This is a genomic window from Roseinatronobacter alkalisoli (assembly GCF_028745735.1).
Classification (GTDB): Bacteria; Pseudomonadota; Alphaproteobacteria; order Rhodobacterales; family Rhodobacteraceae; genus Roseinatronobacter; species Roseinatronobacter alkalisoli.
Map to the genome: position 1 here is coordinate 77,738 of NZ_JAQZSM010000001.1, position 12,019 is coordinate 89,756.

Genomic DNA, 12,019 nt, shown 5'->3' on the forward strand with positions numbered 1-12,019 from the left:
GTGTCGGGTGGCAAAATCGCTCTTTCCCCGGGGCGGGCAATCGTCTAGCTTTTGGCCATGACAACAGCATATATTACCCATTCCGCCGCGCTTTTGCACCTGACGCCCGCCGGTCACCCCGAACAGGTTGACCGCATGGCCGCGATTGCAGCCGCGCTGGATACCCCCGCATTTGCAGCCCTTGTCCGCCATGATGCCCCCATGGCCAGTGACGCGCAATTGCTGCGTTGTCACCCCGAACCCTATCTGGACCGTATCCGCAAATCGATTCCGGCCGCGGGAATTTACCAGCTGGACGCGGATACGCATGTGTCCAACGGGTCGTTGAATGCCGCGTTGCGGGCTGCGGGCGGGGCCTGTCTGGGGGTTGATCTGGTGCTGCGCGGTGATGCGCGTAATGCCTTTGTCGGGATGCGCCCGCCGGGGCACCATGCCGAAACGGCCACGCCAATGGGGTTTTGCCTGTTTGGCACTGCCGCAATTGCCGCGCGCCACGCCATGGAACAGCACGGTCTGTCGCGCGTGGCTGTTGTGGATTTCGATGTTCATCACGGCAACGGCACACAAGACCTGCTATGGGACGAACCCCGCGCATTGTTCATTTCCAGCCACCAGATGCCGCTATGGCCCGGCACGGGTGCTGCGGGTGAACGTGGCGGACATGGGAATGTCATGAATGTACCACTGCCGCCGGGCACCGACGGCGCGGCATTCCGGCGTGTTTATGAAGATATGGTATTGCCGCAGCTTGACCGTTTCGCGCCTGAACTGGTGCTGATTTCGGCGGGGTTTGATGCGCATCGCGATGACCCGCTGGCCCAGCTTGATCTGGTGGAACAGGATTTTGCCTGGGTGACCGGGGCGCTGTGCGATATTGCCGCGCGCCACTGTGACGGGCGGGTGGTGTCGGTGCTGGAAGGGGGCTATGATCTGGCCGCGCTGGGCGCGTCAGTCGCGGCGCATGTGGCAGTCTTGATGGAGCAGCAGGCATGACGACAGACAAACCGGTTTCCGAAATGAGTTTTGAAGAAGCCCTGCGCGCGCTGGAAGATATCGTCACCCGGCTGGAACGCGGTGATGTCCCGCTGGAACAGTCGATCACGCTTTATGAAACCGGCGCAAAGCTGAAGAAGCAATGCGAAGAACGGCTGAACGCAGCGCAGATGCGGGTTGAAGCGATCCGCCTGTCGGAAAACGGGACGCCCGAAGGGACGGAGCCGTTTACCGCATGACCGGCTTTGCCGCCCGTCTGGCTGATGCCGCCGCACTGACAGATGTATGCTTGCAGGCCGAAATCGCGGCCCAGCCTGCCAGCACTGTGCGCGATGCGATGGCCTATGCCACGCGCGGCGGCAAGAAGCTGCGTGCATTTCTGGTGCTGGAAAGTGCGCGTCTGCACGGGCTGGCACCGGAAACGGCAGTTCATGCCGCCGCCGCGATAGAGGCGATTCACGCCTATTCGCTGGTGCATGATGATTTGCCCGCAATGGATGATGACAGCCTGCGCCGTGGTCAGCCCACAGTGCATGTGAAATGGGACGAAGCGACCGCGATTCTGGCGGGTGATGCGTTGCAGGCACTGGCGTTCGGGTTGCTGGCGCGGGACGCTGCCGCGCCGACAGCGCAGGCGCGGCTGGAATTACTGACCACTCTTGCGCATGCATCAGGGGCGGCGGGCATGGTTCTGGGGCAGGCGCTGGACATCGCGGCCGAAACCGCGCCCGTGCCCCTGACGCTGGACCAGATCACCGCCTTGCAGGCGGGCAAGACCGGTGCGCTTATCGCATGGTCGGCCTGTGCGGGGCCGCGTATGGCTGGCGCTGATACCGGGCCACTTACCGCCTATGCCCGTGCGCTGGGGCTGGCCTTTCAGATCGCCGATGATATTCTGGATGTCGAAGGCGACCCGGCCCTTGCGGGCAAACGGTTGCAAAAGGATGCTGCGGCGGGAAAGGCGACGTTCGTGTCCTTGCTGGGGCTGGACGGGGCGCGTGCGCGTGCGCGTGATCTTGTCGCGCAGGCACAAGCGGCCCTTGACCCATATGGTGCGCAGGGTGATGTGTTGCGGCAGGCCGCGCAATTCGTTATCGCACGACAAACCTGAAGGGCGTTTCTTCAGGGAATGCGCCGCGCAGGAAAAGGGATCACCATGCCGCAGACACCGCTTCTGGATAAAGTGACCTCGCCCGCTGATCTGAAAAGGATGAGCGACCGCGAATTGCGCCAGCTTGCGGATGAATTGCGCGCGGAAACCATTGCGGTTGTTTCCGAAACCGGCGGTCATCTGGGCGCTGGTCTGGGCGTGGTGGAACTGACCGTGGCGCTGCATGCCGTATTCGACACCCCCCGCGACCGGCTGATCTGGGACGTGTCGCATCAAAGCTATCCGCATAAAATTCTGACGGGGCGGCGCGACCGGATGCGGACGCTGCGCCAGAAGGATGGGCTGTCGGGCTTCACCAAGCGATCGGAATCCCCCTATGACCCGTTCGGCGCGGCCCATAGTTCGACCAGCATTTCCGCCGCATTGGGCTTTACCATGGCGCGCGAACTGGGCGGTGCGCCCGACCCGGCGCTGGGTGACGCGATTGCCGTTATCGGCGACGGGGCCATCAGCGCGGGCATGGCTTATGAAGCGCTGAACAATGCCGGCCATCTGGGGCGGCGCATGTTTGTCATTCTGAACGACAATGAAATGTCGATTGCGCCCCCCACAGGGGCGATGTCCAGCTATCTGTCACGGCTTTACGCCGACAAGCCGGTGCAGGACATCAAACATGCCGTGAAAAATGCCTTCAGCCTGCTGCCGGGGCCATTTCAGGAAGGGGCGCGCCGCGCCAAGGATCTGCTGAAACATGTCACCGTCGGCGGCACCTTGTTCGAGGAACTGGGCTTCAACTATCTTGGTCCGATCGATGGCCATGATCTGGACCAGTTGCTGTGGGTGTTGCGCACCCTGCGCGACCGCGCGGATGAACCCATGCTGATTCATGTCCTGACCAAGAAGGGCAAGGGCTATGCGCCCGCCGAAGGGGCGGCAGATCGCGGGCATGCGCGCGCCAAGTTCGACATGGTGTCTGGCAAGCAGCATAAAGCACCGTCCAATGCGCCAAGTTATACCAAGGTCTTTGCCGAAGCGCTGATTACCGAAGCCCGCCATGACGACAAGATCGTCGCGGTGACCGCCGCCATGCCCGATGGTACTGGGCTGGACCTGTTTGCGCGCCAGTTCCCCAATCGCATGTTTGATGTGGCCATTGCCGAACAGCATGGCGTGACATTCTGTGCAGGGCTGGCCGCTGGCGGAATGAAACCGTTTTGCGCCATGTACTCCACGTTTCTGCAACGCGGGTATGATCAGGTCGTGCATGACGTGGCGATTCAGCGCCTGCCGGTGCGTTTTGCAATTGACCGCGCGGGGCTGGTGGGCGCCGATGGCGCAACCCATGCGGGCAGTTTTGACGTGGCGTTTCTGGCCAATCTGCCCGGCATGGTGGTGATGGCCGCCGCGGACGAGGCCGAACTGGTGCATATGGTTGCCACCGCCGCCGCCCATGATGACGGGCCGATTGCGTTCCGTTTTCCGCGCGGCGAAGGGACCGGCGTTGAAATGCCCGAACGTGGGCAGGTGCTGGAAATCGGCAAGGGCCGCATGATCCGCAAAGGGGCGCGCGTGGCGATCCTGTCCTTTGGCACGCGCCTTGCAGAGGTGTTGCTGGCCTGCGAATCCCTGGCGGCCAGGGGGATTACCCCGACAGTTGCGGATGCGCGTTTTGCCAAGCCGCTGGACCGTGACCTGATCCTGCAATTGGCGGCAGAACATGAAGCGTTGATCACCATCGAAGAAGGGGCCATTGGCGGCTTTGGCAGCCATGTGGCGCAGCTTCTGGCAGAAGAAGGCGTGTTTGATACAGGGTTGAAATACCGGTCCATGGTACTGCCCGATACGTTCATTGATCAGGCGAACCCCCACGACATGTATGCGTCTGCGGCAATGAACGCGCCCGATATCGAAGCCAGGATTCTGTCGGTGCTGGGTGTTGCGCAGCTTGGCAAGCGGGCCTGAACAACTGTTTCGAAGCGGGTGATGCACATAGCCTCTGGTCAGAGGCTTTATTCCATACTATATCAGTCGGGAATAAATGGAGTATCGTGATGGGTTTGCAAAAGCAGTTCGTTGCACCGCATGCACCACAGCAGCGGGTCAGGAATGAAAAACATGTGGCGGCATTGACGTTGCTGCGCGTGTTGATGCGCCAGTGCCGCGCCAAGGCCCGTCTGGAACCGTTCGAGGCCTGCGCAATCCTGCAAAATGCCCCGCATGAAGGCGCGCAACCCTATGCTGATGCATTGCTGCGCGTTCTGGCACAGGGGTTGGCCCATGGTCCGGTTATTCACCGCGCCGGCGCGCAGGAATGTTCGTTTGATGAAAGCTGGCTGTTGGCGCTGATGGATGCAATTTCGCATGATGACCGCGCCAGCACGGCCTTTCTGTTGCGTGCGCGGCTGCCCTTGCATTTGCGCCGTCATGTGGGCTGGTTGACCGCGCAGATGATAGACCGCTTGCCCGGTCTGAAACCCGCCCCGGTCTGAAATCCGATTGAATCCGTAGGATTTAGAATCTTTCTAAAAAAGCTTGAAACACACCCCGGCCTCGCCTATCTTCATTGCAAGCGGGTAGCCAGCAGTGTCGCAAGCCAGTCCCGTGTTGCACAATCCATGATTTGTTAGATGACAGGAGGGTTCTCATGACCCAGACAGCACAACAATTGACCCCCAGCGCACAGGAAGCCATTTGCGAGGCGCTGAACCAATGCGTGGCGGAAACGGCCGTGACCACCATGCTTGCACAGAATTTTCACTGGAATGTCACCGGCATGGCCTTCGGCCCGCTGCATGCGATGTTCCAGAATATATATGAGGATCACTTCACCGCGCAGGATGAGCTGGCCGAACGTGTGAAAGCACTTGGCGGACACGCGGAAGGGCAGCTTGCGGGCATGCTGAAACGCTCCAAGGTGATGGAACATGACGGCCACGCCACTGCCGAAGCGATGATCGAAACCATGGCCAAGGCGCAGGATACGCTGGCGGCAACCCTTGCGGGCGCTGCCGCGATTGCCGAAGAGCATGGCGACCTGCTGACGCAGGATCTGGCCATCGGGCGTGGACAGGTGCATGAAAAATTCGCGTGGCTTCTGCGCGCGCATCTGGGCTGATGCACGCTACAGCGGTGGCTTGACGCCTTTCTTCTCGCAGCGTTTGCGAAAAGCTTCGGCCCAGTGGCGATATCTGCCAAGATCGTTTTGTTGATGCACCAGAAGGTCCAGAAAGGCCTTCTGGTGTTTTTCTTTTTTCAGTTTCTTGAACATGGATTTCTGCGCTTTGGTCATCGAACATCCGATACAATGACCTTCGCGCTTGAATTTGCACACGTCGATGCAGGGCGAGGGGATCTTGCTCATTGCTGTGTTGTCCTGACTGGCCCTGTGGCAGGGCAACTGGCTGGGCTGTTATTTGGTCAAGATTAGTTTGCGTGTCCGGGTAATGCGCAGCGTATAGACCTGTCCGTCAAGTGCGATATGCGCAGTTACGCCCCCATTGGTCAGTATCGCGGCGTCATGGCAGGGCAAATCCGTGTCCATGTGCGCGGCGACGGGGAAGTTCTGCGCGTCATGGTGCAAGGGGCCGTTGGAATGCAGGTGCTTTTCAGTCATGATGGCTGCGACGGGTCTGAACGCTGGAACAACAGAAAATCTGTCAGGGCGGCGTGTTCCGTCAGACACGTGCAAGGGGTTTCGCAGACCCGTTCAAGCAATTCCGAACGGCATGTGGCGTCAGCGCACCCGGCCTGGGGGTTTGTGGCCCTGCGCGGTGTCGGGTTTTCTGGTGCCGACAATGCAGAAAAGGTCATGTGCTTGGTCCGAAACAGATCGGCAGTGATACCGAATTCATGCGTATACCGGGCTGACCTGTTGGTTGGCTTGGTTGCTGGCCAAAACCTAGCAAAATAATCGGAATAGTCAAGCGCTACGTCCGGCTTCGGGACGCTCCGCACGGCGCCGCCCGTATATGGGCGGGCGTTCGGGCGATAATTAACCCCATGGTTATGAATTTTGCACAAGATTATAATTTATTCCGTCGCCTGTGCTATGTAAGATGGGCCCATGAAAACAGTCATACATAATGGTACTGTCCTGCATATCCGCGATGAAGGTCCGCGCGATGGCGCGCCTGTGCTGTTCGCCAATTCATTGGGAACAGATTTGCGGGTGTGGGACGCGGTTTTGCCGCTGCTGCCGGACGGGCTGCGTCTGATCCGCTATGACAAACGGGGGCATGGGCTGTCCGATGCGCCGCCCGCGCCCTATGCGATGGATGATCTGATTGCCGATGCGGCAGCGGTTCTGGATGCATTGCAGGTCACGAAAGCGGTTGTTGTCGGTCTGTCCATCGGCGGGATGATCGCACAGGGGCTGGCGCATGCGCGCCCCGATCTGGTGCGCGGCATTGTGCTGATGGATACGGCGGCGCGGATTGGCCCTGCGCAGATGTGGCAGGACCGTATCAAGGCCGTGCAGGAGCATGGCATCGCGCCCCTTGCTGATGGAGTCATGGCGCGCTGGTTCGCCCCCGCCTTTCACCGTGACAACGCGGCTGAACTGGCACTGTGGCGCAACATGCTGTGTCGTACAACGCGCGACGGGTATGCAGGCTGCTGCGCCGCCATTGCGGGCGCGGACCTGACTGACACAACCCGTGCGCTGGACCTGCCCGCGATCGCCATGGCCGGAAGCGAGGATGGCGCGACCCCGCCTGAACTGGTGCGGGCAACCGCCAGCCTTCTGGGGGCACAGTTCCATCTGATTGACGGGGCAGGGCATCTGCCCTGCGTCGAATCCCCCGCGCGCGTGGCAGACCTGATCACGGCATTCCTGAAGGAGACAGCATGACCAACCGTTTTGACACCGGAATGGCTGTGCGGCGCAGCGTTCTGGGCGATGCCCATGTGGACCGTGCAGAAGCCGCGCGCAGCGATTTGGACACACCCTTTCAGACATTGATCACCGAAGGGGCCTGGGGCACTGTCTGGGCATCAGATGCGATCAGCCGCCGCGAACGGTCCATGCTGACGCTGGCCCTGCTGGCCGCAACTGGCAATTTCGAGGAAATCCCGATGCATATCCGGGCAACCGCGCATACCGGTGCAAGCCAGCGCGATGTGATGGAAGCCTTTCAACATGTTGCGATTTATGCAGGCGTTCCGCGTGCAAATCATGCGATAAAACTGGCGAAAGCCACCTTTGCCGAGATGGAGGCGGCAGACAATGCTTGATGGACCATTGATCCCGCGCAACCGCGCGATACACCCCGACCCATATGATCCGGGCTACAAGACCAGCGTGCCCCGGTCCCCCAACCTGCCGCTTCTGTCGCTGGATTCAACCCCGTCCGAAGAAACCGGCCCAACTTTCGGCCACAGCCGTCTGGGCGCGCTGGACAACAACCTGATTCTGAACTGGACACGCGGCGCGGCACCTGCTGTCGGCGAACGTATCCTGATGCATGGGCGCGTTCTGGACGAACATGGCCGCCCGGTGCCCAACACGTTGGTTGAAATCTGGCAGGCCAATGCGGGCGGGCGTTACCGCCACAAGAAGGACGGCTATCTTGCGCCCCTTGACCCCAATTTTGGCGGCGCTGGCCGTACCTTGACCGACGAATACGGGCGGTATCAGTTCCTGACCATTCGCCCCGGTGCCTATCCATGGCCCAATCGCGCGAATGACTGGCGGCCCATGCATATTCACATCTCGGTTTTCGGCCATAGCTTCGGGCAGCGCCTGATCACCCAGATGTATTTCGAAGGTGACCCGCTGATCCCGCTTTGCCCGATTGCCGCAACCATCAAGAACCGCGCGCAGCTTGACCGTTTGGTGGCACCGCTGGACATGGCGGCCTCCAAACCGCTGGATTATCTGGCCTATAAATTCGACATTGTGCTGCGGGGCCGCCGCCAGAGCATGTTCGAAAACAAACCTGAGGGGATGTGATCATGGTGCAGAAACTTGACATGCTGCAGGAAACCCCGTCGCAGACTGCCGGTCCCTATGTCCATATAGGAATGATGCCAACCTATGCAGGCAATGCCGGAACTTTTGATGATGAAATCGGCACAAGCCCCATTTCCGACGGTGCGCAAGGCGACGTGATCGAGATTACAGGCTCGGTCTATGATGGCACGGGCTGGGCCATGCGCGATGCCCTGATCGAAAGCTGGCAACCGGATGCGCAGGGCAAATTCGCAGGGCAGGATGGTGCGGACCCCAACGTGTCGGGGTTCTGCCGGTTCGCGGCGGATGCGGAATCGGGCGAGTTCTGCCTGCGCACAGTGAAACCCGGCGCGGTCGCAACAGCCGGTGGCACCTTGCAGGCCCCCCATATCGCGCTGTGGATCGTGGCGCGTGGTATCAATATCGGCCTGCAGACCCGCATCTATTTTGAAGATGAGGATAACAGCAACGACCCCGTTCTGGCGCGTATCGAACAGCGCCCGCGCGTCGACACGCTGATCGCGAAAAAGACCGGTCCGGGGCAATACCGGTTCGATATTCGCTTGCAGGGCGCGGGTGAAACCGTGTTTCTGGACATGTGATACAGACCGCCCCCCCCGCCCGCGCTGATCTCTCAGCCGGGCAGGTAGGGGGGCACAACGCGCGCGAGAAGGACCATACCCGTCATGACAAATCCTTGCATCATCGCTGTGGCGATCACCGGCTCGGTGCCGACCAAGGCCAATAATCCCGCTGTGCCGGTCACCATTCCGGAACAGATTGAAAGCACGCAGGAAGCATTCGAAGCAGGTGCCACGATCGCGCATTGCCATGTGCGCAATGATGATGAAACCCCGTCATCGGACCCCGAAAAATTCGCGCGCCTGAAGGAGGGGCTGGAAAAACACTGCCCTGGAATGATTATCCAGCTTTCCACGGGTGGGCGTTCCGGTGCCGGGCAGGCACGCGGCGGAATGCTGCCGCTGCGCCCTGACATGGCGTCGCTTTCGGTGGGGTCGAATAACTTCCCGACGAGGGTTTATGAAAACCCGCCGGATCTGGTGGATTGGCTGGCATCCGAAATGCTGAAATACGACGTCATGCCAGAGATAGAGGCCTTTGATCTGTCGCATATCATTCAGGCCGCGAAAATGGCGGGTGACGGGCGATTGAAACAGCCGCTTTATGTTCAGTTCGTTATGGGCGTGAAAAACGCCATGATCGCGGATGAGCGTATTCTGGATATCTATATCGAAACCCTGAAACGTTTTGCCCCCGATGCGAACTGGTGCGCGGCGGGCATTGGCCCGAACCAGATTGTGGTCAATGAATGGGCCATTGCGCGCGGCGGCCATACCCGCACCGGACTGGAAGACAATGTGCGGCTGGACCGCGACCGGCTGGCCCCGTCCAATGCGGCCCTTGTGGCGCGCGCGGCCGATTTATGCGCGAAATATGACCGGCCAGTGGCGACATGGCAACAGGCGCGCGACATTCTGAACCTGCCGCTGCGGTCATGACGCCCAGCCCTTTTGACAGCGCGCTTCTGGGTCCGTTGCTGGGCGACGCAGATATGGCTGAAATCCTGTCTGAAACCCGCTTCACCGCGCATATGGTCGCGGTCGAGGGGGCCTTGGCCCGCGCCTGCGGCACTGTCGGGCTGATCCCGCAGGACAGTGCCGCGCGCATATCGGACGCGCTGTTGCAAACCCATGTCGCGCCGCGCGATCTGGGCGCAGGAACCGCCGCTGCCGGTGTGCCGGTGCCCGCGCTGGTCAAGCGTTTGCAGGCGGAACTGGGGCCGGATGGTCAGTTCCTGCATTGGGGCGCAACCAGTCAGGATATCGTTGATTGCGCACATATTCTGCAATGGCGCGATGCGCTGACGTTGTTGGCCACACGGGTTACGCAGGTGCTGGACCTGATGCAGACCGCCAGCACGGCGCATGCCCGAACCCTGATGGCGGGGCGCACGCGCAGTCAGGTGGCAACCCCCATCAGTTTCGGGTTGCGCATCGCAACATGGGCGCAGCCGCTGATCGCGCTGGAAGCGGCCTTGCCGGACCTGCGCGCGCGTTTGCTGCGTGTCCAGTTTGGTGGCGCGTCCGGTTCTGCCAGCGCTGTGGGGGGGCATGGCGCGGCGCTGTCCGCCGCATTGGCGCAGGAATTGCATCTGGCGGACGCCCCGTGCTGGCATACTGACCGTTCTGCCATCATTGCCCTTGGGGGTTGGCTGACCGCAGTGTCGGCGGCGCTGGCGAAAGCCGCGCGCGATCTGGTCATCATGGGCCGGTCCGAAATAGCCGAAGCCCGCGCAGGCCAGGGCGGCGGGTCATCCACCATGCCGCAGAAATCAAACCCCGTCGGGGCGGAAGCAATCATCACGCTGGCCGACTGGACCACCTGTCTGCAGCCCGCCCTTGCCCGTGCGGCCAGCCCGCTGGAAGAACGCGATGGCGCGGCATGGGCGCTGGAATGGCTGGCCCTGCCGCAAATGGGCATGGCAACTGCGGCCGCGTTGCGCCATGCGACCGAGTTAATGGCAAGCCTGAAGGCCGATCCCGCAAGCATGTCCATGCAACTGGACGCAGGGCATGGCGCGGCCCTGGCAGAGGCCGCAAGTTTCGCACTGGCCGCCCATATGCCCCGCCCCAAAGCGCAGGAACTGGTCAAGAACGCGCTGGCACTGGCGCAGGCAGACGGAATTTCACTGCCACAAGCACTGGACCGGCTGGACGGTGCCAAGGGTCTGGCGGACTGGGCCGTAACACTGTCGGCGCAATCCCAACTTGCTGCGTCCGAGGCGATGCGCACCCGAATATTTGCGCAACGCACGTAAATTTTCCGATGCCGTTGGGTTCTGGCCTATTGCGGACGTTGACCTATGCACAAGCCCGCGCCATCGGTGGGCCGGGGACTGCCGGTCCCACGTTCTAGAAGTTCACTTTATGCAGGCGAAATACTCCGGCATCAAAGGCTTGGTATGACGCTGGCGGAACCGGCAGGCCGCGGGACGGCCCGCCGATGGCGCGGCGGCCTGCGGCCTTGATTCCGCGCCTTTGGGTGACTGCTTCAGGCCAAAAATCTTCCACCCTCGTTCGATGTGAGCTGATCATGCTATTGGTCCAACCGGCGACGATATGCCCCCGGTGACATATTGGCAAACGCCCGGAAACGCCGATTGAAATAGCTGGGGTCGTCATACCCCAGACGGTGCGCGACGGATTGCGCACTCATGCGGGTATAGGCCAGCAAGCGCGCGGCTTCGCGCATCAGATGCGCTTCGATCATGGCCTGCGGGGAAAGCCCGGTCTGGTGTTTGCACAACCGGCCCAGATTGCGCGCGGACATACCCAGCGTTGCAGCATAATCCGAGACCTGCCAATGCGCGCTGAAATGCTGCGCAATCAGTGACTGGAATCTGGCAATCCGGGGATCGGTTCTTGTCGGATGTGCGGCGGGTGATGTGGCGTGATCCCTGAATAATGCGCATAGAATCTGTCCCAGCAGGCAGCGCAAGGCGGTACTGCGAAAGCGTCGGTTTTCGGACCAGACATCAAACAACCGGCTAAAATTATCCTGAACTGCAGCGGCCGGGGCTAATATTTCTGGCCCCCGCAAAATGAATGCCAGTTCCGCACCATCCGCCAGAAATTCCGGAAAATTCTGCACAGGCAGGCTGAGGACCCACCCCTCTGTCTCGGCCGAAAAGTCAAAGCCATGAACCACTGTCGGCGGCAGACATAGCGCCACAGGGGGGGTAAGGCAGCGCTGCTGCCCTTCCAGATGAAAGGTGATCTGGCCGGAAAGCAACAGAAATATCTGCAAAAGATGTGTGTGGCGATGCGGCTTTATCTGCCAGTCCAGCCCGGCGGCGCGGTCGACTATCCGTTCCATATGCGCGATATCCGGAAATGGCGCGCGTTCACCATAAAGATGCCAGGCGGGAATTTCGGGAGGGGGGG

Annotated in this window: 15 protein-coding genes; 12 read left to right on the forward strand and 3 right to left on the reverse strand. The window is 61.0% G+C overall.

The genetic code is table 11. The annotated features are described in order from the left end of the window. The first annotated feature begins 57 nt into the window (after nt 1-57). The 6 genes from PUT78_RS00460 to PUT78_RS00485 all read left to right on the forward strand — a co-directional run bounded on the left by PUT78_RS00460 (nt 58) and on the right by PUT78_RS00485 (nt 5,219). Nucleotides 58-993 (forward strand): histone deacetylase family protein, encoded by a 936-nt coding sequence (locus PUT78_RS00460; RefSeq protein WP_274350022.1) that lies wholly within the window; start codon nt 58-60, stop codon nt 991-993. After that, complete coding sequence (locus PUT78_RS00465) at nt 990-1,232, forward strand: exodeoxyribonuclease VII small subunit (RefSeq protein WP_274350023.1); 243 nt, start codon at nt 990-992, stop codon at nt 1,230-1,232. Before PUT78_RS00460 ends, PUT78_RS00465 begins: the two co-directional genes overlap by 4 nt. Continuing rightward, nucleotides 1,229-2,104, forward strand: coding sequence for a polyprenyl synthetase family protein (locus PUT78_RS00470; protein WP_274350024.1), 876 nt, complete (start codon nt 1,229-1,231; stop codon nt 2,102-2,104). Before PUT78_RS00465 ends, PUT78_RS00470 begins: the two co-directional genes overlap by 4 nt. A 45-nt stretch (nt 2,105-2,149) precedes the next feature. After that, nucleotides 2,150-4,066, forward strand: coding sequence for a 1-deoxy-D-xylulose-5-phosphate synthase (dxs, locus tag PUT78_RS00475; protein ID WP_274350025.1), 1,917 nt, complete (start codon nt 2,150-2,152; stop codon nt 4,064-4,066). 89 nt (nt 4,067-4,155) lie between these two features. After that, the gene (locus tag PUT78_RS00480; RefSeq protein ID WP_274350026.1) at nt 4,156-4,593 is read left to right on the forward strand and encodes a hypothetical protein; all 438 of its coding nucleotides are present in this window, start codon (nt 4,156-4,158) and stop codon (nt 4,591-4,593) included. Between the two features lie 155 nt (nt 4,594-4,748). Then, nucleotides 4,749-5,219 (forward strand): Dps family protein, encoded by a 471-nt coding sequence (locus tag PUT78_RS00485; RefSeq protein WP_274350027.1) that lies wholly within the window; start codon nt 4,749-4,751, stop codon nt 5,217-5,219. A 6-nt stretch (nt 5,220-5,225) separates the two neighbouring features. Here the strand turns inward: PUT78_RS00485 and PUT78_RS00490 are convergent, their stop codons facing one another. Continuing rightward, nucleotides 5,226-5,465: a DUF1289 domain-containing protein gene (locus tag PUT78_RS00490; RefSeq protein ID WP_274350028.1), complete on the reverse strand. Its 240-nt coding sequence runs from the start codon at nt 5,463-5,465 to the stop codon at nt 5,226-5,228. A 48-nt stretch (nt 5,466-5,513) separates the two neighbouring features. Further along, nucleotides 5,514-5,717 carry a hemin uptake protein HemP gene (gene hemP / locus PUT78_RS00495; RefSeq protein ID WP_274350029.1) on the reverse strand — a complete coding sequence of 68 codons (204 nt, stop codon included), beginning with the start codon at nt 5,715-5,717 and terminating at the stop codon, nt 5,514-5,516. 450 nt (nt 5,718-6,167) lie between these two features. Between hemP and pcaD the strand changes: the two genes are divergently transcribed. The 6 genes from pcaD to PUT78_RS00525 all read left to right on the forward strand — a co-directional run bounded on the left by pcaD (nt 6,168) and on the right by PUT78_RS00525 (nt 10,893). After that, nucleotides 6,168-6,953, forward strand: coding sequence for a 3-oxoadipate enol-lactonase (pcaD, locus tag PUT78_RS00500; protein ID WP_274350030.1), 786 nt, complete (start codon nt 6,168-6,170; stop codon nt 6,951-6,953). Then, on the forward strand, nt 6,950-7,336 hold the full coding sequence (gene pcaC, locus PUT78_RS00505; RefSeq protein ID WP_274350031.1) for a 4-carboxymuconolactone decarboxylase: 387 nt from the start codon (nt 6,950-6,952) through the stop codon (nt 7,334-7,336). Before pcaD ends, pcaC begins: the two co-directional genes overlap by 4 nt. Further along, a complete protein-coding gene (pcaH, locus tag PUT78_RS00510; RefSeq protein ID WP_274350032.1) occupies nt 7,329-8,054 on the forward strand; it encodes a protocatechuate 3,4-dioxygenase subunit beta in 726 nt (241 codons plus the stop codon). The genes pcaC and pcaH overlap by 8 nt, the downstream gene beginning before the upstream one ends. A 2-nt stretch (nt 8,055-8,056) precedes the next feature. Further along, a complete protein-coding gene (pcaG, locus tag PUT78_RS00515) occupies nt 8,057-8,656 on the forward strand; it encodes a protocatechuate 3,4-dioxygenase subunit alpha (protein ID WP_274350033.1) in 600 nt (199 codons plus the stop codon). 84 nt (nt 8,657-8,740) lie between these two features. Beyond that, on the forward strand, nt 8,741-9,574 hold the full coding sequence (locus PUT78_RS00520; protein WP_274350034.1) for a 3-oxoadipate:acetyl-CoA acetyltransferase: 834 nt from the start codon (nt 8,741-8,743) through the stop codon (nt 9,572-9,574). Beyond that, entirely contained in the window at nt 9,571-10,893 is a 1,323-nt protein-coding gene (locus tag PUT78_RS00525; protein ID WP_274350035.1) for a lyase family protein, read from the forward strand. The genes PUT78_RS00520 and PUT78_RS00525 overlap by 4 nt, the downstream gene beginning before the upstream one ends. A 278-nt stretch (nt 10,894-11,171) precedes the next feature. Here the strand turns inward: PUT78_RS00525 and PUT78_RS00530 are convergent, their stop codons facing one another. After that, nucleotides 11,172-11,951 (reverse strand): helix-turn-helix domain-containing protein, encoded by a 780-nt coding sequence (locus tag PUT78_RS00530; RefSeq protein WP_274350036.1) that lies wholly within the window; start codon nt 11,949-11,951, stop codon nt 11,172-11,174. Nucleotides 11,952-12,019: the final 68 nt, after the last annotated feature.

Bases quoted from the DNA above. Each gene is read 5' to 3' on its own strand.
- PUT78_RS00480 (WP_274350026.1), top strand. From the start codon at position 4,156: ATGGGTTTGCAAAAGCAGTTCGTTGCACCGCATGCACCACAGCAGCGG.
- dxs (WP_274350025.1), top strand. From the start codon at position 2,150: ATGCCGCAGACACCGCTTCTGGATAAAGTGACCTCGCCCGCTGATCTG.
- pcaD (WP_274350030.1), top strand. From the start codon at position 6,168: ATGAAAACAGTCATACATAATGGTACTGTCCTGCATATCCGCGATGAA.
- PUT78_RS00460 (WP_274350022.1), top strand. From the start codon at position 58: ATGACAACAGCATATATTACCCATTCCGCCGCGCTTTTGCACCTGACG.
- PUT78_RS00470 (WP_274350024.1), top strand. From the start codon at position 1,229: ATGACCGGCTTTGCCGCCCGTCTGGCTGATGCCGCCGCACTGACAGAT.
- PUT78_RS00530 (WP_274350036.1), bottom strand. From the start codon at position 11,951: ATGGAACGGATAGTCGACCGCGCCGCCGGGCTGGACTGGCAGATAAAG.
- pcaC (WP_274350031.1), top strand. From the start codon at position 6,950: ATGACCAACCGTTTTGACACCGGAATGGCTGTGCGGCGCAGCGTTCTG.
- pcaH (WP_274350032.1), top strand. From the start codon at position 7,329: ATGCTTGATGGACCATTGATCCCGCGCAACCGCGCGATACACCCCGAC.
- hemP (WP_274350029.1), bottom strand. From the start codon at position 5,717: ATGACTGAAAAGCACCTGCATTCCAACGGCCCCTTGCACCATGACGCG.
- PUT78_RS00485 (WP_274350027.1), top strand. From the start codon at position 4,749: ATGACCCAGACAGCACAACAATTGACCCCCAGCGCACAGGAAGCCATT.
- PUT78_RS00520 (WP_274350034.1), top strand. From the start codon at position 8,741: ATGACAAATCCTTGCATCATCGCTGTGGCGATCACCGGCTCGGTGCCG.
- PUT78_RS00525 (WP_274350035.1), top strand. From the start codon at position 9,571: ATGACGCCCAGCCCTTTTGACAGCGCGCTTCTGGGTCCGTTGCTGGGC.
- pcaG (WP_274350033.1), top strand. From the start codon at position 8,057: ATGGTGCAGAAACTTGACATGCTGCAGGAAACCCCGTCGCAGACTGCC.
- PUT78_RS00465 (WP_274350023.1), top strand. From the start codon at position 990: ATGACGACAGACAAACCGGTTTCCGAAATGAGTTTTGAAGAAGCCCTG.
- PUT78_RS00490 (WP_274350028.1), bottom strand. From the start codon at position 5,465: ATGAGCAAGATCCCCTCGCCCTGCATCGACGTGTGCAAATTCAAGCGC.